Genomic DNA, 2,269 nt, shown 5'->3' with positions numbered 1-2,269 from the left:
TCGAAACCGGCGGCCACCGCAGCCGCGACCGTGCCGTCACCCCCGTCGGCGACGGGCAGCGGCACGACGTCCAGCTCCGGCTCCACCCGCCGCAGCCCGGCCGTCACGTGTGCGGCGACCTGCACGGCCGTGAGTGATCCCTTGAACTTGTCCGCGGCGATCAGCACGCGCGCTGTAGACGTCATACAGGTCGTTCCTCACTCGTTGATACGTGCTGCCGCGCCACGCCGACCCTATCCGCCCCCACCGCCGCCCACCATGCCCCGTCCACCCGCCGGAACGGACCCGTCAACCGGGACCGAGCCGGTGCGCCTGTGCGGGCACACGGTCACAGACCGAGTGCCCGGGCAACCTCCTCGGCGGACATGACCTCGGCGTCGCCTGACCGAACAGCCATCGACCTCTGGTGTGCGACACGACCGTCCCGCTGATCGAGAAGTTCCTCGTACGCCTCGACCAGCGCCGGGACGATCACGGCAAGACGCTCGCGCTCCTGATCACGTGGTTCGGATCAGACGCCCAACCGCTCAGCCTTGACGGCCTCCACGAAACACGACCAGCCACCCGCCGGGAACACGAGTATCGATCCACCGGGCAACTTGCTGTCCCGTACCGGGACGACGGTGGCGAAGTCGTGTGAGACCTCGATGCAGGCGCCACCGTCGGAGTTGCTGTACGAGCTCTTGTGCCAGTTCGCAACGCTCACATCGATGGGTCGCACGGTACTTCCTCCAACATGCGCAGGATCAGCTTCCGCGACTCGGCCGGGGGAAGCGCCAGGTCGCGCACCGCATCGTAGGCACCTTGCAGCTTCTCGACCGCCGAGTTCTCCTCGATCAGGTCGCCCCTGTGTGCGTTCTCGGTGTACGCCACGGTACGCCCCAGCGGCAGACGCAGGAACCACACGTCTGTGCTGTCGAGCCCGTAGGGACCCGCGCTGAACGGGAGAACCTGGACTGCCACGTTCGGCCGCTCCGCCACCTCCAGCAGACTCTCCAACTGTTCTCGCCACGCGCTCGTGTTGAGCAGAGCCGTCCGTAGGACCGCCTCGGAAACGATCGTCCGGAAGCGTGGCGCGTCCTCGCCGTCCAGCAGTTCGCGGCGGCTCATGCGGGCCTCGACCTGCTGGTCCAGCTCCTTGCCCTTCAGGCCGCCCGCCGCCAGTACCTCCCGCGCGTACCCCGGGGTCTGCAACAGCCCCGGGAGCACGCTCACCGCGAAGTGCCACAGGCTGACCGCTTCCGCCTCCAGCGCCATGTAGCGGCGGTAGCGCTCACGGAACTGCGTGTGGTCGCCGGCTGCCAGCTCCCAGAGGGCCAGCAGCAGGCCCGGTGTCTCGTAGTGGGTGTCGAGCGCCTGGGCGACCTCCGGGCTGCCCAGCGTCTCGCCCTTCTCCATCTTGCCGAACAACGACCAGTCCCAGCCCAGCCGTTCACCGAGCTGCCGCAGTGTCGTCCCCCGTGTCGCCCGCAGTCTGCGCAGTTCCTCCGCGAACCGCTGGCGTGGTTCCTGACTCCGACCGGTGATGACGCGTCGCTGCGGCATACCGCTCCCCCTCGTGCTTCTGCTGCTGGCGGCCTGTGGAACGTGTGGAACCGGCCCCGCGCGCATCGGCAGCACAGCGGGCTCACGGCGCCGGCCGTTCCCAGCCGGGCGCATTCTCGTCACACCGGCACTACGCACGGTAATCCGGCCTGCACAGCCAGGTCAGGAGAACAACGAAACCGCACCCACGAGGGAAGCCGCCCCCATGAACGCCGCACCGCAGGACCCCCTGTCCACCGCTCCCGTCCCGGTGACCGCCACCAGCAGTCCGCCGCCCTCGCCGAAGATCCAGGAAGCCCTGGACGCCCGCGACGCACTCGCCCACGCCCTCTCCCGGGCCGGCGTCCAACTTCCCGCCATGGACATCCGCACGCCCTGGGTCGACGTGCGGGAGGGCGAGCCGCGCTACGCACTCGTCCAACTCGGCGTGTGCTCGGCCCCCGTGGCCCACGCCCTCGCCGAGGTGATCACACGAGGGGCCATCCGATGACCGCCCACGAAGCCCGCGAGCCCTCCCCCGCGGCCCGCGTCGGTGACGTGGCCGCCGTCGGCGACGCCGTACGCGACATCGCCACCGACCGGGTGGGGCGGGTCATGGGACGCGAAGGGCCCTACGTCCGGCTGCGTCCGCTCGCCGGTGGCCGCGAGTGGGACGCCGAACCGGCCCATCTGCGTCCGATGAGCCAGTCGGAGCTGCTGAGCGCCCTCCTCACCGAACTCAACG

Annotated in this window: 6 protein-coding genes; 2 read left to right on the top strand and 4 right to left on the bottom strand. The window is 69.9% G+C overall.

Annotated elements, in window-relative coordinates; genetic code table 11:
- From ACYVE9_RS23650 to ACYVE9_RS23635, 4 genes are all read right to left on the bottom strand, one after another.
- A partial coding sequence (locus ACYVE9_RS23650) for a glycerate kinase (RefSeq protein WP_461029918.1) occupies positions 1–185 on the bottom strand: 185 nt, incomplete at its 3' end.
- Positions 186–328: 143 nt separating this feature from the next.
- A complete protein-coding gene (locus ACYVE9_RS23645; protein ID WP_461029917.1) occupies positions 329–475 on the bottom strand; it encodes a hypothetical protein in 147 nt (48 codons plus the stop codon).
- A gap of 36 nt (positions 476–511) precedes the next feature.
- Complete coding sequence (locus ACYVE9_RS23640) at positions 512–721, bottom strand: DUF397 domain-containing protein (RefSeq protein ID WP_461029916.1); 210 nt, start codon at positions 719–721, stop codon at positions 512–514.
- Positions 703–1,545 carry a helix-turn-helix domain-containing protein gene (locus ACYVE9_RS23635; protein ID WP_461029915.1) on the bottom strand — a complete coding sequence of 281 codons (843 nt, stop codon included), beginning with the start codon at positions 1,543–1,545 and terminating at the stop codon, positions 703–705. Before ACYVE9_RS23635 ends, ACYVE9_RS23640 begins: the two co-directional genes overlap by 19 nt.
- 205 nt (positions 1,546–1,750) lie before the next feature.
- On the opposite strand from ACYVE9_RS23635, the gene ACYVE9_RS23630 reads away from it, so the two are divergent.
- Positions 1,751–2,035 carry a hypothetical protein gene (locus ACYVE9_RS23630; protein WP_461029914.1) on the top strand — a complete coding sequence of 95 codons (285 nt, stop codon included), beginning with the start codon at positions 1,751–1,753 and terminating at the stop codon, positions 2,033–2,035.
- Positions 2,032–2,269, top strand: a 238-nt coding sequence (locus tag ACYVE9_RS23625) for a hypothetical protein (RefSeq protein WP_461029913.1), incomplete at its 3' end; no start/stop codon positions are given. The genes ACYVE9_RS23630 and ACYVE9_RS23625, both read left to right, overlap by 4 nt.

The sequence above is a fragment of the Streptomyces sparsus genome (genome assembly GCF_054776295.1).
The sequence above is the reverse complement of the archived record's forward strand: the minus strand, read 5'-3'. Positions and strand labels throughout refer to the sequence as shown.